The 16,909-nt window shown below is 38.4% G+C and carries 16 protein-coding genes; 6 read left to right on the top strand and 10 right to left on the bottom strand.

Going from position 1 to position 16,909, the window contains the following annotated elements; genetic code table 11:
* Nucleotides 1-21: 21 nt before the first annotated feature.
* From D9O48_RS08945 to argH, 4 genes are read left to right on the top strand one after another with little or no spacing between them, the layout of a single operon-like run.
* Entirely contained in the window at nucleotides 22-996 is a 975-nt protein-coding gene (locus D9O48_RS08945) for an N-acetylornithine carbamoyltransferase (RefSeq protein WP_126972609.1), read from the top strand.
* A complete protein-coding gene (argB, locus tag D9O48_RS08940) occupies nucleotides 997-1,782 on the top strand; it encodes an acetylglutamate kinase (protein WP_126972608.1) in 786 nt (261 codons plus the stop codon).
* Nucleotides 1,775-2,857, top strand: a complete 1,083-nt coding sequence (locus D9O48_RS08935) for a M20 family metallo-hydrolase (RefSeq protein WP_126972607.1) — start codon at nucleotides 1,775-1,777, stop codon at nucleotides 2,855-2,857. Before argB ends, D9O48_RS08935 begins: the two co-directional genes overlap by 8 nt.
* Before the next feature lie 11 nt (nucleotides 2,858-2,868).
* A complete protein-coding gene (argH, locus tag D9O48_RS08930; RefSeq protein WP_126972606.1) occupies nucleotides 2,869-4,170 on the top strand; it encodes an argininosuccinate lyase in 1,302 nt (433 codons plus the stop codon).
* Between the two features lie 534 nt (nucleotides 4,171-4,704).
* On the opposite strand, the gene D9O48_RS08925 is transcribed toward argH, so the two are convergent.
* The 4 genes from D9O48_RS08925 to D9O48_RS08910 form a co-directional block, all read right to left on the bottom strand.
* Nucleotides 4,705-5,115, bottom strand: coding sequence for a hypothetical protein (locus D9O48_RS08925; protein ID WP_126972605.1), 411 nt, complete (start codon nucleotides 5,113-5,115; stop codon nucleotides 4,705-4,707).
* Nucleotides 5,116-5,243: 128 nt separating this feature from the next.
* Nucleotides 5,244-6,518 (bottom strand): M28 family peptidase, encoded by a 1,275-nt coding sequence (locus D9O48_RS08920; protein ID WP_126972604.1) that lies wholly within the window; start codon nucleotides 6,516-6,518, stop codon nucleotides 5,244-5,246.
* 20 nt (nucleotides 6,519-6,538) lie between these two features.
* Complete coding sequence (locus tag D9O48_RS08915; protein ID WP_126972603.1) at nucleotides 6,539-7,261, bottom strand: LytR/AlgR family response regulator transcription factor; 723 nt, start codon at nucleotides 7,259-7,261, stop codon at nucleotides 6,539-6,541.
* A 6-nt stretch (nucleotides 7,262-7,267) separates the two neighbouring features.
* Complete coding sequence (locus tag D9O48_RS08910; protein ID WP_126972602.1) at nucleotides 7,268-8,326, bottom strand: sensor histidine kinase; 1,059 nt, start codon at nucleotides 8,324-8,326, stop codon at nucleotides 7,268-7,270.
* 159 nt (nucleotides 8,327-8,485) lie between these two features.
* Between D9O48_RS08910 and dxs the strand changes: the two genes are divergently transcribed.
* Nucleotides 8,486-10,408, top strand: coding sequence for a 1-deoxy-D-xylulose-5-phosphate synthase (dxs, locus tag D9O48_RS08905; protein WP_126972601.1), 1,923 nt, complete (start codon nucleotides 8,486-8,488; stop codon nucleotides 10,406-10,408).
* 88 nt (nucleotides 10,409-10,496) lie between these two features.
* Here the strand turns inward: dxs and D9O48_RS08900 are convergent, their stop codons facing one another.
* From D9O48_RS08900 to D9O48_RS08875, 6 genes are all read right to left on the bottom strand, one after another.
* Nucleotides 10,497-11,318 (bottom strand): segregation and condensation protein A, encoded by an 822-nt coding sequence (locus tag D9O48_RS08900; protein WP_126972600.1) that lies wholly within the window; start codon nucleotides 11,316-11,318, stop codon nucleotides 10,497-10,499.
* A 107-nt stretch (nucleotides 11,319-11,425) separates the two neighbouring features.
* Nucleotides 11,426-12,463, bottom strand: coding sequence for a DUF3078 domain-containing protein (locus tag D9O48_RS08895; protein WP_158624853.1), 1,038 nt, complete (start codon nucleotides 12,461-12,463; stop codon nucleotides 11,426-11,428).
* Between the two features lie 99 nt (nucleotides 12,464-12,562).
* Nucleotides 12,563-12,988, bottom strand: a complete 426-nt coding sequence (gene mscL / locus D9O48_RS08890; RefSeq protein WP_126972598.1) for a large conductance mechanosensitive channel protein MscL — start codon at nucleotides 12,986-12,988, stop codon at nucleotides 12,563-12,565.
* A 77-nt stretch (nucleotides 12,989-13,065) separates the two neighbouring features.
* Nucleotides 13,066-13,803, bottom strand: a complete 738-nt coding sequence (locus D9O48_RS08885; protein WP_126972597.1) for a PPK2 family polyphosphate kinase — start codon at nucleotides 13,801-13,803, stop codon at nucleotides 13,066-13,068.
* Nucleotides 13,804-13,936: 133 nt separating this feature from the next.
* Nucleotides 13,937-14,500: a ribosome recycling factor gene (gene frr / locus D9O48_RS08880; RefSeq protein ID WP_126972596.1), complete on the bottom strand. Its 564-nt coding sequence runs from the start codon at nucleotides 14,498-14,500 to the stop codon at nucleotides 13,937-13,939.
* A gap of 122 nt (nucleotides 14,501-14,622) precedes the next feature.
* Nucleotides 14,623-15,759 (bottom strand): MraY family glycosyltransferase, encoded by a 1,137-nt coding sequence (locus D9O48_RS08875; RefSeq protein ID WP_126972595.1) that lies wholly within the window; start codon nucleotides 15,757-15,759, stop codon nucleotides 14,623-14,625.
* A gap of 235 nt (nucleotides 15,760-15,994) precedes the next feature.
* On the opposite strand from D9O48_RS08875, the gene D9O48_RS08870 reads away from it, so the two are divergent.
* Nucleotides 15,995-16,831: a transketolase gene (locus D9O48_RS08870; protein WP_126972594.1), complete on the top strand. Its 837-nt coding sequence runs from the start codon at nucleotides 15,995-15,997 to the stop codon at nucleotides 16,829-16,831.
* Nucleotides 16,832-16,909: the final 78 nt, after the last annotated feature.

The raw sequence follows: 16,909 nt of genomic DNA, 5'->3' as shown, positions 1-16,909 counted from the left end.
CTCTATTCTCAAATCAGATCAATGAAAAATTTTACTAGTGTTCACGATGTACAAGACATCAAAGCTTTAGTTGAAAAAGCATTAGCCTATAAAGCTAACCCTTTGCAGGATAAAAGCCTTGGTGCAAACAAAAGAATCGGTTTGTTATTCTTGAATCCTAGTATGCGTACCCGTTTAAGCACCCAGATAGCTGCGCAAAATTTAGGAATGGAGCCTATTGTTTTTAATGTTGGAAACGAAGGCTGGAAATTAGAGTTTGAAGAAGAAGCCATCATGAGTGGTACTACTTCAGAACATGTGAAAGATGCAGCTCCTGTTTTCGGTAAGTACTTCGATATTCTGGCAATCAGAACCTTTCCATCATTAAACAACAAGGAAGAAGATTACAGTGAATTATATATCAACCAGATTATAAAATATGCAGGCATTCCTGTTATTAGCCTTGAAAGTGCTACTGTGCATCCCTTACAAAGCCTGACAGATGTTATTACAATGACAGAATACCTGCAGAACAATCCATTGCCCGGCAAGAAAAAACCTAAAGTGGTACTCACCTGGGCTCCACACGTCAAGCCATTACCGCAATGCGTTGCCAATAGCTTTGCAGAATGGGTAAACGCATGGGGCGAAGCAGATTTTGTTATCACGCATCCGGAAGATTATGAACTGGATGAAAAATTCACCAAAGGTGCCACCATTACACATGATCAGGATGAAGCCTTAAAAGATGCTGATTTCGTGTATGTGAAAAACTGGAGTACCTATACTGACTACGGCAAAATTTATTGTAACGATCCTTCATGGATGATGAATAATAAAAAACTGGCATTAACCAACAATGCCCGGGTAATGCACTGCTTACCGGTGAGAAGAAATGTAGAGTTGAGTGACGAAATTCTCGATGGAGAAAACAGTCTGGTTACACAGGAAGCAGGCAATCGTGTTTGGGCTGCACAGGCCGTATTGAGTGAAATTCTTTCAAATCAATCAAAGTAGATGGATACACTTTATATTGTAAAGATTGGCGGTAATATCATAGATGATGAAACTCGTTTACAGGAATTTCTAACATCTTTTGCTGCTATCAATGGCAAAAAATTACTGGTACACGGAGGAGGAAAACTGGCGACCAGATTAGCAGACCAGTTACAGATTCCTCAGCAAATGGTAGACGGCAGAAGAATTACCGATCAGGAAACACTGAAAATTGTAACAATGGTATATGCCGGTCTGATCAATAAACAAATTGTTGCCAAATTACAATCATTACAGTGTAACGCGATCGGCTTAAGTGGTGCTGATGGAAATGTGATTCAATCACACAAACGTCAGAATGCCGGTTTAGATTATGGTTTTGTGGGAGATGTAGACGCCATTAACAGCGATTTACTAAATACGCTTTTACAGGCTGGGCATACCATTATTTTATCACCCATTACGCACAATAAACAAGGTTTACTGCTCAACACAAATGCCGATACAATCGCCCAGGAAACAGCCAGAGCAATGAGTAAACATTATGCTGTTCAATTAATTTACTCTTTTGAAAAAGCAGGTGTATTACTGGATGCAGACGATGATTCAACCGTTATAAATCAGATAAATCCAGTTTACTACGAAGAACTGAAAGCCGAACAAAAAATATTTGCCGGCATGATTCCAAAACTCGACAATGCATTTGCTGCGTTAAAAAGCGGTGTCAGTAAAGTTATTATTGGCAAAGCAGAACAACTGCACGATTTAATAACAGGTAAAACGGGAACCAGCATCGTCAATGAATAATTCAACTCAAATATTGTATAAAGAGGCTGTTGCATTGTTACAACAATTAATAGCTACGCCTTCTTTCAGCAAAGAAGAAAATCACACCGCTGATATCATTGAACAATTCTTGCAAAAAAAGAGCGTAAACGTAAGCAGATTAGAAAATAATGTGTGGGCAAAAAATAAATACTTTAATGAATCAAAACCCACAATCTTATTAAACTCTCACCACGATACGGTAAAACCCAACAAGGGCTATACAAAAGATCCTTTTCAGGCTATTGAAGAAGAAAAAAAACTATTTGGATTAGGCAGTAATGATGCCGGAGGATGTTTAGTAAGTTTAATAGCTGCCTTTCTGCACTATTATGAAAGAAAAGATCTGCAGTACAATCTGATTATAGCAGCTTCGGCAGAAGAAGAAATTTCGGGTAAAAACGGCATTGAATTACTGATACCGCATTTACCTCCCGTTTCATTTGCAATCGTAGGTGAACCGACCCTGATGAATATGGCCATTGCAGAAAGAGGTTTAATGGTGTTAGATTGTACGGCAGAAGGAATAGCAGGCCATGCAGCCCGTAACGAAGGCGAAAACGCTTTGTATAAAGCGATGAGTGATATCAACTGGGTGCATAACTTCCATTTCAACCGGATATCGCCTTTTCTGGGACCCGTGAAAATGACGGTGACAGTCATTGAAACAGAAAACAAAGCTCATAATGTTGTACCTGCACAATGTAAATTTGTAATAGATGTACGTGTAAATGAGCTGTACACTTTTGAAGAAATTCTGGACACTATCCGTATGAATATACTCAGCAGGGTAAGCCCGCGGAGCACCCGGTTACGGTCAAGTATTATCCCACTGGAACATCCGGTGGTTCAGGCAGGTATAAAAATGGGAAAATCATATTATGGGTCTCCCACTACTTCAGATAAAGCTTTGATGCCCTTTCCGGCATTAAAAATCGGGCCCGGCGATTCAGCCCGCTCACATACGGCAGATGAATTTATTTATCTGGAAGAAATTGAAAACGGAATAAAAGATTATATCAATCTTTTAAACTATTGTATTACAGAAAAACCTTAATATCTACCGGCATGAAACTTTGGAGTAAAGACAATACAGCTGTTTCTCAGCAAATAGAGAAATTTACAGTAGGGCGTGATAAAGAATTTGATCTGTTACTAGCCCGTTTTGACGTAGAAGGCTCTATAGCCCACGTTACCATGCTGGGTGAAGTCGGTTTAATGACCGGAGAAGAAGCAGCATCAGCTGTAGCAGAACTAAAGAAAATTGCTCAAACCATTGAAGAAGGTAAATTTGAAATTGCCGAAGGAGTTGAAGACGTGCACTCGCAGGTAGAGTTAATGCTTACCAATGCGATCGGAGATACCGGAAAAAAAATACATAGTGGCAGAAGCAGAAATGATCAGGTAGCTGTAGATATAAAGTTATTTCTCAGAGATGCCGTTAGTAAAGTAAAAAATGAAACACATCAGTTATTTGAACTGCTGATACAACGCAGTAATGAGCTGCAGGGCCATTTACTTCCCGGATATACGCATTTTCAGATCGCCATGCCTTCTTCTTTCGGATTATGGTTAGGCGCTTATGCTGAAGCGCTGACGGATGATATGGAAATGTTATTGGCAGCTTATAATATTACCAATAAAAATCCTTTGGGTAGTGGTGCAGGATACGGCTCTTCTTTTCCATTAAACCGTTCACGAACAACCGAACTGTTGCAATTCAGTCAACCGAACTGGAATGCCGTATATGCACAAATGAGTAGAGGCAGAACTGAAAAGTCGGTAGCCACCGGCATCAGTGCTATTGCAGGCACATTGAGCAGACTGGCAATGGATTGCTGTTTATACATTTCGCAAAACTTCGGATTTATTAGTTTTCCAAATGAATTAACTACCGGCAGTTCTATCATGCCGCACAAAAAAAATCCTGATGTATTTGAACTCATTCGTGCCAAATGCAATCTTATTCAGGCCACACCTAATGAACTAACTCTTTTACTGAACAATTTACCATCAGGATACCATAGAGACCTGCAGCTTACCAAAGAAGTTCTCTTTCCGGCAATTGACGAACTGATACAATGTATCAAAATGACGCAACTGATGATTTCTAACATGAGCGTGAAACAAAATATCCTCGATGATGAGAAATATCAATACTTATTCAGTGTAGAAATGGTGAATGAACTGGTAAACCAGGGCATTCCTTTCAGAGATGCTTACAAAATTGTGGGCAATACCATTGAAGAAGGTAAGTTTTCGTACGATTACAAAAAGCAATTAAACCATACACACGAAGGAAGTATCGGTAATCTTTGCAATGATGCAATTGTAACTGCTATGCAAGACGTATTAAACCGTTTTAAATAATTACCAATACAACGAGTTTTACCTGTTGCAGACGATCGTGTCACTCACCTTTAGTTTGGATCTAAGCTTCAGCATTGGTTATAACAAATCGCTCTGTTGTTCTTAAAGGAATAGCAGAGCGATTTGTTGTTATCTGGTAATACACATACGGTAATTCATCTGTAAAATTTAAAAGCTGCTTCTGTTACCAGAGCAGCTTTTAATGTATTGTTTCACTTTACCTAAGCCATAAATTATGTCTTAGTAAAACGACTTGTTCAAATGAATACTTTGAACAATATAAATTAATGACATTTCTCAAACCGGATATGATCTTAAAACTGTAAATAAGGGCAGGATCAGGCCTTTGACAGAATGGACTGGCCATATGGAAATTGGGAGATTGAATAATAGTTAATCATTGAAGGATACCAGAACTACTATTCTATGACCAAAGATAAGGTCTAATGCTTAATAAAAGCACACTTCTAATAATAATAATTAGGCAGGGCATAAAAAAAGTGCTGACTTGATTCATCAGCACCCGGTATTTTATTATCGTTCCAGTTCTATTACATATCTGCCCCTGTCTTGTGAATCAGCCGACGACATTCTTAGTCTATAGCCATCCCAGTATTCAACATTGTATGCTACATTTCCCAAAATCAATTGATTCATACCCACTGTATACGGCCAATCAATGTTATATTCTTTTGAAGGACACGCCTGGTCACCTACGTTCCAGGTAACATAATCCTTTGATACAACCACCATATCGGCGGTATTACAGGCTTGCGTGATCACAAGATTTCCATTTACATCTACAGACTCGAGTGCTTCATAAACAACCCTATATCCCCCCATAAAATTGATTCTGGTAAACTCAGTTACATCATGTGGTTTATTACAGGAAACTGCTGCTGACAAGATTACTAGCGAGAGCAGGTATAAGTAAATTCGGTTCATAGGAATAAAAATTGGATAAGTAAATCAACTATTATATAACGAAATTTGAACCGTTTATTATACACAGGCATAATAAAAAATCCCTCCAAATAAATTAGAGGGATTTACTATAGATAATTACCTGATTTTTATCTTAGCTGGGTAGTGTCTACTCTTGAAGGTGTATCAGTACCTTTAATAATAGAAGTTGCACTAATGGCGATAGATTTAATAATTTCAGTCATATTTGCAATATCAAGCGTCTCAAACTCATCTTCTTGTGTATGGTAATACTTTTCCTGGTCCATTTTTGAGGTAGAAATAGTATGTGCCGGAACGCCTAATCTTGCAAGTGTGGCATTATCAGAGCGATAGAATAAATTCATCTGAGGGTAAGGGTCCGGATGGAATGTGAAACCGGTACCTACCAGGTTCTTTTTCAATATTTCGCCCATGTTTGATTTTTCATATCCTGTGATATAGGCACTGTTTTTACCCCAATTGCTTTCTGTTCCGATCATTTCAATATTAAACATTGCAACGATTTTGGCCGGATCATATTGCTTAGAAAAATATTGAGATCCGTACCCACCTACTTCTTCTGCGGTAAACGCAGCGAATACAATGGTTCTTTCATTATCCTTTTGTTTTGCATAATGATAAGCTAACATCATTACAGCTGTAGTACCTGCTGCATCGTCGTTCGCACCATTGTAGATAGAGTCTCCTGCTTCATTAGGTTTTCCGATTCCAAGATGATCATAGTGTGCAGAGAAAATAACGATTTCATCTTTTTTAGATTTACCCGGAATCATTCCAACCACATTTCTCAATCTTTGTTGTTCTACCTCTTGTTTTAACGTACCGCTCACTTCATTAGCAGCATCTACATTTAAAACAAACACAAGATTATTGGCTAACTCAGTGAAAGAATTTCTTCTGCGTAAGCTGTTGAACATGCGCTCATGCGCCGGATCTACCGTTACGATTGTATTTTTAGTAGCCTGAGCCGCGCGTTGATATTTTGTAAAAAAAGTATCCTGCGCACCGATATGAATTTTATCGTATGAACCATCTACTGATAATTCTTTTTTAGTAGAAATTGCTACTATTTTAGCCGCCGGGATTTCCGTACCGTTCACTTTCACACTTCCACTCAGATTACCTGTTTTGTACATGTAAAATGTTTGAAAGTATTCTTCATTGCCTGCAGGTTTAATACCTGACTTTTTAAACTCAGCAGCAATAAATTCAGCTGCTTTATCAATACCAGGAGTAAAGGTTCTTCTACCTTGCATATCATCGCTGGCTAACACTTTCTCTATTCTTTCTACTTCTGCGCGATTAATATTTACTTTCGGAGCTTGTGCAAGTGCTGCAGATGACACTGCCAATAAGCAAAAACTGAGTACAACGTTTCTCATTATTGTAATGGTTAATTTTTTTAAAAACTCATCATTTCTTTAAACTTCACAGTTTGTCTTCTACTTATTTCAATTTTTTCGCCTCCTTTCAACTCTACCAGCAACCCACCATTAAAATAAGGTTCTATTTTTTCTATCAACCGTAAGTTAATAATATGTTTTCGATTTGCCCTAAAAAAAACCTTTTCATCCAGTCTTTCTTCCAGGGCATTCAATGATTTTAATATTAACGGTTTTTGTACGTTAAAATAAATCTTGGCATAGTTACCAACACTTTCAAAAAGACGGATATCACTTAATCGTACAAACCAGCATTTCTCACCGTCTTTCACAAAAACCTGATCATTTTCTGATAAAATAGAACGGTTTAATAAAATATGTTCGGATTTGTCTTCTACGAACTGCAGCTTCTGAATCGCATCCAGTAATCTTTTCGGATCGATTGGTTTTAATAAATAATCGAGCGCATTCACTTCAAAAGCTTTTAATGCAAATTCATCATAAGCCGTTGTAAAAATCACTTCCGGCGTTTTCTGCATTTCTGTCAACAAATCAAACCCGGTTTTCCCCGGCATCTGAATATCCAGAAATATCAGGTCTGGACTTAATTTTTCTATTACTTCAATAGCCTCATCAGCATTTGCAGCCTCCCCTATAACCTCAATATGCGGGTGATCTGTAAGGAGTTTTCTAAGTTCGTTTCTCGCAAGACGTTCATCGTCTACAATAACAGCTCTAATCATAATTGATTATTTGTTTAAAGGGATGTAAACTTTGGCTTCTACCAGTTGATCATCTAATTGATAAATCTGAAAACTTGCTTTCTCTCCGAATAAATAATATAGCCTGTTACGGGTGGAAGCCAATCCAAAACCATCTTCATTCTGATCGGTTTTGAATTCACCCGAATTCACTATTGATATCGTATAATAATCTTCTCCATAATAAGTGGTTACTTTTACAATTCCTCCGCCAATCTGTTTACTGATACCATGTTTAATAGCATTTTCTACCAGGGTTTGTAACATCATCGGAGGCGTCGGAACCATTAACGTACGTTCATCAATGTCATACGCTATTTTCAACCGGTCTTCAAATCTCATATATTCAAGATTCAAATAATCTTTTACTATTTTAAGTTCATTCTCCAACGGTACCAGCTCTAATTTTTCTGCCTGCATACTACTTCTCAGAATAGTACTTAGTTCGGTAATAGCGGTTCTTGCTCTGCTGGGGTCTTCATCAATCAACGCCCTGATCGAGTTCAATGCATTAAAAATAAAATGCGGATTAATATGCGATTTAATTGTCTTTAATTCTAATTCCTTTACAACCGTTTCTAAACGAATACGGTCTAATTGTTCTTGTCGTGTACGGCGGATATAATGAAAACCGAAGTATAACAGTACCCAGATTAATATTAAAGTAAAACAACTAAATAAAATCTTAAAAATCTTAATTGATAAACTATAACCGGGTTGAGCCTCTAATTCCACAATTAAATAATGTTCAATCGTTGCACCACAAATGGCGTATAATATAGAAAATACGATCGACGATAATAAAATAAAAATTAACTGTTCGTTTACCGGCCGGTCAACAACTTTATATTGCTTGATAAATATTCTCAGCAAATGGGTTACAAACAAACCCGTTAAAGCCTCAATCATTAAAATCTTCAACAGAAGTTGTAAATTATCTGTATCCGACAATGTCACGTAAAAAAAGATGTAAATTAACACAAACATGCTCCAGCCAAGTATCTGGCAAAACCAATATCCCGACAGGCTATTTTTCCAAGTGTTCATAAATCAAAAATAAGCTAAACCTATCTAGCTGTCGAATGTTTTACATCAAGGGTGTTTTTTTCCGTTTTACGGTTATTTTTGGGGTACAGGCATGAATTTCGTAAATATGTGTCAAAGCCACTGAAATCCTTTAATTTTGTAGTACTAAAATCAAACAGAATGACCATTGCCCCAGGGCCGTTATTAAGTACGATTAATTCGCCAGACGATTTAAGACGTTTAGATAAAGACCAGTTACACCAGGTTTGTGACGAATTACGTCAGTATATCATTGACGTAGTGAGTTTACACGGTGGCCATTTTGCCTCCAGCCTGGGAGTGATAGAGCTCTCGGTGGCTTTACACTATGTATACAATACCCCTGTTGACCAACTCGTATGGGATGTTGGCCATCAGGCTTATGGCCATAAGATATTAACCGGACGAAGAGATGAATTTCACACCAATAGAAAATATAACGGACTGAGCGGGTTCCCCAAAAGGTCTGAAAGTGAATACGATACTTTCGGCGTAGGGCACTCCTCTACTTCTATTTCTGCTGCTTTAGGAATGGCAATGGCTGCCAAGTATAAAGGTGAAGACAGAAAATCTGTTGCGATCATCGGTGACGGTGCGCTTACAGCAGGTCTGGCATTCGAAGGCATGAACCATGCCGGTGTTGCCGACTCAGATGTGCTGATTATTTTGAACGATAACTGCATGAGTATCGATCCGAATGTAGGAGCTCTGAAAGAATATCTTACCGACATCACTACTTCTCATACTTACAACAAGATGAAAGACGATGTATGGAATGCTTTAGGGAAATTGCCTGCGGCAACTTTTACCAGAGAAATTGCCAGTAAAATTGACCAGTCCATAAAAGGATTTCTTAATAAAAGTTCAAACCTTTTCGAAGCACTGAACCTGAGATATTTTGGTCCTATCGACGGCCATAATATCACCAAATTAACTGACACTTTACAGGACCTGAAGAACATTCCCGGTCCTAAATTATTACATATTGTTACCGTAAAAGGTAAGGGTTATAGCCTGGCAGAAAAAGATCAAACCAAATGGCATGCGCCGGGTTTGTTTGATAAAATTACCGGCGAAATTTATAAAAAGGCTTACGAAAAACCACAACCTCCTAAATATCAAGACGTTTTCGGTCATACTATTATTGAACTGGCTGAAAAAAATGATAAAATTTTAGGTATTACTCCGGCAATGCCTTCAGGCTCTTCTCTGAAGTTTATGATGGAGCAAATGCCCAACAGAGCTTTTGATGTAGGTATTTGCGAACAACATGCTGTGACATTAAGTGCCGGAATGGCTACTCAGGGCATGAGAGTATTCTGTAACATTTACTCTTCATTCATGCAAAGAGCTTTTGATCAGGTGGTACATGACGTTGCTATTCAGAAATTGCCTGTTGTTATGTGTTTAGACCGGGCCGGATTAGTAGGGGAAGACGGACCTACCCACCACGGAGCTTATGATATCGCATATTTCCGCGGCATTCCGAATATGATTATTTCATCGCCGATGAATGAGCAGGAACTTCGAAATCTGATGTACACCAGTCAGCTCGAAACAATGAACCTTCCAATGGTGATTCGTTATCCGCGCGGAGAAGGTGTAATGCCTGAGTGGAAAACGCCTATGACTGAAATTCCTATCGGTAAAGGAAGAAAACTTAAAGATGGTGAAGAGGTGGCTATTCTCACTTTAGGCCATCCGGGCAACTTCGCTGCCCAGGCAATTCGTAATCTGAAAACTGAAGGAATTACTCCTGCCCATTATGATATGCGTTTCGCAAAACCGCTGGATGAAGCATTATTACATGAAGTATTCGCTAAATTCAAGAAGATTGTTACGGTTGAAGACGGTACAGTGGTAGGAGGATTCGGATCAGCTGTTCTGGAGTTCATGGCGGCACATCAGTATCATGCTACAGTGAAAATATTAGGCATTCCTGACCGCCTGGTAGAACACGGAACATTAAAGCAATTACATGCCGAATGCGGTTACGACGCGGAAGGCATTGAGCTGGCTGTAAAATCGCTCGTTCAACAAAATACAACCGTACACTCTTATTAGAGCGTATGATAATATACAAAAATAATAGCAGTAAACAAAGCAAAAAAGCAGGCAAAAAGCCTGCTTTTTTATTTATTACAAGATTGTATTATAGAGCTGATTCGGGTCCTTCTGTACGTTCTTCATTTTCTCCGAAAGAAGCACTTAAATCAATTTCCTCTTCTCTGTTTTCGTTAAACTCCACCACAAAATTATTACGCCCTTCCCCTACCGCAATCATCATATACTTTTGTTGTACCAGTTCGAGCATAGAAAGAAAGAGAAAAATGGCATGAATCCGGTCTTCACATTCTTCAAAAATCCTTTCAAAATTCATCACTTTGCGTTCACGAACTGTTTCCAGCATATGTGAGCGGCTACCCTCCATGGTGTAGTTGTATTTAACTACGGTATGGATAGGTTTATTATTACGCTGCTCCATTTTTTTCATTACACGTTCAAAAGTTTTCATCAACTTATAAAGTGTAATCGTTTGAATTTCAGTGCCTTCCCCTGATTCTTCCCCAATAGAATTCATTTCTTTACGAATATTCCCACGCTTTACCATCAACATTCTGATAGCTTCCATATCTGACATTCTTGCTGCAGCTTCTTTATAGCGTTTGTATTCAAGAATTTTATCAACCAGTTCCTGGCGGGGGTCAATTTCATTTCCCTGGGCGTCGAGTTCTTTTCTGGGTAAAAGCATTTTTGCTTTAATACGCATCAGGGTAGAAATGAAAAGTATAAATTCGCTGGAAAGCTCAATATTTAACTTTTCCTGATCTTTAATATAAGCCAGAAAATCATTGATAATGCCCGTAATAGGTATATTATAAATATCTAATTCATCTCTTTCAATGAAAAACAATAAAAGATCGAACGGCCCTTCAAATTGCGGTAACTTAATCTGATATGTTTGTTGACTCACAGCACTCCTATTTAAGAATTAGAAATCAGTCCTTTACGATAAAAAACACCGGATAGTTGGTCTATCCGGTGTAGACTTACTCTTTGAACAGTAAGCAATATAGTGATTTAGAATGTAGCGGCAAAACCTACACCTAAAAGGGTTCTGATCTGAGTTCCTGCAGCGTTTCCGTTAGGTCCGAACTGGCGAACATCATCATCATAAATGATATCCAGGTTATAGGTAACGTTCAGGTACTTGTTTACTTTCATTACGAGGCCGTTCGTCCAGAAAACATCTATATTTTTAGGTTTTGCATCCACTTTTGTGATGGTGATCTGGTCGGGAGCTGTTACAGTATAACGTTCGGTTGATAAATAATTGCTATACAAGTCAATACGTGATTTAAACTGAACATTTTTAAGAATTTCCTTATTGAAGTTGATAGAGGCAAATCCACCGAATTCAGGACGAACCTTTCTGGCCGGGTTAACTCCATAATTAACTGCTAAAGGAGTTTCAAAGCCACCACCGTCTTCAGGAGGAATAACACCACCGGGATAATGATAAGCTTTGGTATCTCTGGCTACGATCACTGTTCTGCTTGAAACAGGTGAAATGAATACACTGAAGTAGCTGGTAGGGTGCCAGTCGATACCCGGTGCGATGGTTAAATAAGCCGGAGCGAGAAACCCTGAAGTTTGGCGACGAACGCCAGCACCTCTGTAGTTATAGTCATAACCGGGAGTAAACTGAGAGCGGAAGTTTACAACGCCTGACAAACTGATTTTTTCAGAAAGAGCATGACCGGCTTTCGAAAAGAAGTCAATTTTATCATCGGTTTTACGAACGCCTTGAGAAGTGGTATTCACCATGGCGTATCCGAGGTCAAGTGAATTATTCCATGAAAATCTGCCTTGTACATAATTAGCAAAAACGCTTAAATAAGCGGCAGTAGAGAAAGAGAATTTCTCAGCACCTGCAGCCCAGTTTTTCGATCCCCCCTGGCCGATATTCACACTAAACATCCCGCCTGTTTTCCAACCTTGAGTAGTATCTACTTTTACTTCTTTCTGACTTGTTTTTTGAACATCTTTCATTGGGTCTTGTGCATAGGTAAACACACTGGCTACAGTCAAAAGCGAAAAAAATACAATACGCTTCATCATCTTCTATTTAAGTTTAATTAGCAAAATAGCTGACCGTTAGCAAAATCAATTGCTAAACTACGATCAGCTTTAGAGTATTATTGAAATAAATGAGTCTTATTTTTTCTTTAGTTCATCGCGGATTTCAGCCAGCAATGTTTCGGTAGCTGTTGGAGCGGCAGGAGCAGCCGGAGCAGCTTCTTCTTTTCTTTTCAGTTTGTTGATAAACTTCACCAATAAGAATACAGCCAGTGCGATCAATAAGAAATTAATAGCAACAGTTAAAAAGTTTCCGTAGGCAAATACCGGACCTAAGGCCTGGGCTTCAGCCAATGGTAAATTTTTAGGAATGTCTGATCTTAAAGGGAGGTATAAATTGCTGAAATCAGGACTTCCGATAATACCAGCGATCAGCGGCATGATCAGATCTTTAATTACCGAGTCAACAATTTTTCCGAAGGCACCGCCGATGATTACACCGACTGCTAAATCAATCACGTTTCCTTTTACGGCAAACTCTTTAAATTCTTTCACGAATCCCATTTGATGAATTTTTGATAAATGATTAATTATCGATTTCAATTGCAAGATTACTAATGTTGCACCACGAAATCAACTTTTTATATTGCCGGATATTTCATATCCAGCTTTTTCAACGTTTTGTGCAGGGTACTTGCGATTAAGTATTCTTTATACCAGTTCTGATCAGATGGTACGATATGCCAGGGTATATCATTACAATGTTCAAAAATATCTTCATATAATTTTAGGTATGCAGGATACTGTTCGGCTACTTTCCAGTCATTTGCCTGATATTTCCATTGTTTGGTAGGATCAGTCATTCTTTCTTCGAGTCTTTTCTTTTGTTCTTCTGCTGATATATGCAAATAAAATTTAAGAATATGTGTATTATTATGATTGGCTAGCAATGCTTCAAAATTATTAATGGCTTCCATTCGCTGAAGAGCGAGCTGATCGTTACAGTTTCCGTTTAAACGGGGAGATAATACATCTTCATAATGAGAGCGGTTAAAAACACCGATCATACGTTTGGGTGGTGTTACTGCATGAATGCGCCATAGAAAGTCGTGGCTCAATTCTTTTTCGTTGGGAACTTTAAAAGAATAAACATTTACACCCTGAGGATTTAAAGAACTGAATATATTTCTAACGGCACCATCTTTACCACTGGCATCAATACCCTGTAATATTACTAAGATACTATGTTGGTCAGATGCGTACAACAGATTTTGTAATTCTGACAATTCTTTTAAAATAGACTTTGTTTCCTCTTTAACTTCCTCCTTTTGTAGATCAGAGGGGGCTTTTGTACTAAGAGATTGTAAAGCTACTTTCATACGTAATAGTTATTACTTATTTACAATTAAGATAAATGTTTATTCGCTATTACTAAAACTGTTCCAACCTTTTTTTAAAAAAAAGTAGCGAATGGTTGCATTCACTACTTTTAATTCAATCTATTCTTTCCGTTTATACGGTCATGATATCTTTTTCTTTCAGTTCAAGGAACTTATCTATGGAAGCAATATACTTATCAGTTTGTTCCTGGATTTGCTTTTCCATGTCTTTACAAACATCTTCGCTCAATCCGTTTTTCTGTAATTTTTTCACTTGTTCCATTGCATCTCTGCGGATATTTCTGACAGCGATTTTTGCGTGTTCTCCTTCACCCTGAGATTTCTTTACCAGCTCTTTTCTTCTTTCCTCTGTTAATGGAGGCAGGAATAAGCGAATAAGGATACCGTCGTTTTGAGGGTTAATACCAATATTTGCAGCGATGATAGCTCTTTCGATTGGCTGCAACATATTTTTTTCCCAAGGTTGGAGGGTCAATGTACGGGCATCTGAAATGCTAACATTGGCTACCTGGCTGATAGGTGTCGGTGATCCGTAATAATCTACCATTACTCCATCAATTAAGCTCGGATGGGCTTTTCCGGCACGAACTTTCGTCAGTTCAGCCTGCAAATGGTCGATTGCTTTGTCCATCGAAGCCACTAAATGCGACTTAATATTATTTAACTCTTCAGACATAATTCAGTTGATTATAGGTTGCAAACCTACATTAAATAAAAAATTGAACAAAATGAGAGCGCAAGTTTTTCAGTATTAGACTTATATTAATAAAAAAATGCTGCTTAAAAGCAGCATTTTTTCTAATTTTTTTGCTCTAATATGCTGTTATCCTTTATAAAAGGTAGTAAAGACTTCGATTCTTCCTGTGGAACGCTTTGGAATCTGCGGCGTGCAATAATTGTTCTGGCTTTGGGTCTGTTGTAGTACAACCAGAAAATCGCCGAGAAAAACAATACTCCTGTCCCTAAGATCAATACGTTAGATCCGAGTGCTCGCAACAGGTAAGCTGCTACGATAATCGCCAGATTAGCACCTACGAGGGTACAGGTAATAGCTCTGTGCGAAAAGCCGCGGTCTAGTAATAAGTGATGGATGTGGTTTCTGTCGGCACTGAACGGAGATCTGCGATTGAAAATACGAATCGTAAACACCCGTAAAGTGTCCATTAAAGGAACCATTAATACGATAAACCCGATAGCCGGAGCTGCGTCGATCGGTAATGGTCCTGCAGTATTACCCGCCAGGTTGATAAATCTGATCACCAGTACCGAACTGATTAATCCGATCAGTAGTGACCCGGTATCTCCCATGAATATTTTTGCTGGTTGAAAGTTAAAGATCAGGAAAGCAGCGGATGCGCCGGCCAGTGAGTAGCCTAGTATGGCGTCTGCCATGTATCCGGCTTGCTGAAAATAGATTGCAAAGAGTAAACTGGTCATTAATCCTAATGACCCGGCCAGGCCATCTATACCGTCAATCAGGTTAAATGAATTGACAATAACAATAATAGTAAGGTAAGTAAACACCAGTGAAGCTGTTTCATTGAGGTTATATACACCTAACACTCCTTGCATACTTTCTATTTGAATACCGCCTTTATAAACGATTAAAAAGGCTGCAAAGATCTGACCGATAAACTTTTTAATAGGGGAAAGGACCAGGATATCATCTTTAAGTCCTAAAAAGAAAATAACAAATGAAGCAGCCAATACGAACTGCATTTCTGAATAACTTTTGAAAGGCATGCAAATCAGGCAAGCCAACATGAAGCCACAGTAAATACCTAAGCCGCCCAATGAAGGAATTGGGTTTTGGTGAACTTTTCGTGCATCAGGAACATCATAAAGCTTCTTTTTGTCTGCGACAGTAATGATCACAGGAATCGCTAAGAAGGTTAAAGCAAATGATGCGGCTATTGATAATAATACATCAAACATCTACTTGAATTTGGATGAAGTGAATTTTAAACAGTATTCTCTAGCCGTTTAAGGTTTAATTTTTAACGCGGCACAAAAATACGTTACTTCATGTTAACAATAAACTCTATTCTTTATCATTTTATTGTGAATTTCGTGCCAACTTTAAAAAAATCGCTATGAAAAGACTTTGAGGTCATGGAAAGCCAACTATTTTACTTTAGATTTGCTTACACAAATTAGAAAAGCATAGGTTATGCCAGCATTAAAAGACATTGCAACTCAGATAAGAAGAGATATTGTTCGCATGGTACATGGTGCCGCCAGCGGTCATCCGGGAGGTTCTTTAGGATGTACCGACTACTTCACAGCTTTATTCTTTAAAGTGATGAAGCATAATCCAAATTTCGATATGAATGCGAAAAATGAGGATGTTTTTATACTATCTAACGGGCATATTTCTCCGGTTTATTACTCAACCTTGGCACGTGCAGGGTATTTTGATATTAAAGAATTAGCAACTTTCAGAAAGATCAATTCGCGCCTTCAGGGTCACCCTGCAACCCACGAACATCTTCCTGGAATTCGCATTGCCTCGGGTTCTTTAGGCCAGGGCATGAGTGTTGCTATTGGTGCTGCACTAACTAAAAAATTAAACGGTGAGCCTAACCTGGTATTCTCATTACACGGTGACGGTGAACTGAATGAAGGTCAAAACTGGGAAGCTATTATGTTTGCTGCCCATCACAAGGTTGATAACCTGATTTCTACCATTGATTATAATGGTCAACAAATTGACGGACCAACTTCTAAAGTAATGGGGTTGGGTGATTTAAAAGCAAAATTCCTTGCTTTTGGCTGGGAAGTAATTGATTTTGAAAAAGGTAACGATGTTGAGGAGGTTGCTGCAATACTTGAACATGCTAAAACTTTCGTAGGCAAGGGTAAACCGATCGTTATTATTATGAAAACCGCTATGGGTGCCGGTGTTGACTTTATGGAAGGCACACACGAATGGCATGGTATTGCTCCAAACGACGAGCAGCTGGCAAAAGCTTTAGCACAGTTACCAGAAACCTTAGGTGACTATTAATATATTATAACAGAACATGTTAATTGAAGAAGGCCGGCTAGTCCGGTCTTTTTTTATAGATCATAATTAAACCCAGGT

It is taken from the genome of Gynurincola endophyticus, assembly GCF_003991195.1.
Lineage (GTDB): Bacteria > Bacteroidota > Bacteroidia > Chitinophagales > Chitinophagaceae > Gynurincola > Gynurincola endophyticus.
Note: the sequence above shows the minus strand (reverse complement) of the source record. Positions and strands in the feature narration are given on the sequence as shown.